This window comes from Helicobacter burdigaliensis (genome assembly GCF_003670295.1).
Classification (GTDB): domain Bacteria; phylum Campylobacterota; class Campylobacteria; order Campylobacterales; family Helicobacteraceae; genus Helicobacter_D; species Helicobacter_D burdigaliensis.
Genome location: NZ_QXJG01000058.1, coordinates 1 through 641, shown reverse-complemented (window position 1 = coordinate 641; position 641 = coordinate 1). Strand labels below are relative to the sequence as shown.

Below are 641 nucleotides of genomic sequence, written 5' to 3'. Positions count from 1 at the left end.
TAAATGCCATTTTCTCCTCCAATAACAGCAGAATCTTTTCCGTCGATACTTAATGCACCCATTTGTTGCCATTGTCCTATCCAAATTCCACTTCCTTGATTACCGATAATTTTTCCTCCATCTTTTAAGGTAATCTCACCAAAACTACCATATGTGACGAGAATTCCTTCTTTTTCTCCTCTTATAATTCCGGTATTTTCAATTTTATCAATTCTAGCACCACCATCAACCTTAATTCCTGAGTCTTCAATACTTTTAATAGTCCCTGAATTTTTTAGTTCTTCAATTTTGCTATTCTTATTTAGAAATATTCCATAACTTTGACCTTCAATATCGCCCGTGTTATCAAATTTTTCAATTTTAGAACCATTTTTAATAGCAATAGCCCCATCAGCATATGTTAAAGCATTTGCTTTTATTGTTCCACTATTTTTAAAATCAGCAATACTAGAACCGCCATTAAGACTAATACCACTATTTTTACCACTAATAGTTCCTTTATTATTAATGCTACCTATACTCGCATTACCATTAAGCAAAATCCCAGTGCCTGTATCACTTATAATATTTCCACCATTATTAAGGTTCTCTATCTTACCTTGCCATAAAAGTATACCATTTTCACTTCCTTTTATCGTTCC

At 32.6% G+C, this 641-nt stretch carries 1 pseudogene; it reads right to left on the bottom strand.

The window, feature by feature from the left end:
• Positions 1 to 641 (bottom strand): annotated as a pseudogene (locus tag EBF09_RS09020) (hypothetical protein); the annotation flags it as partial.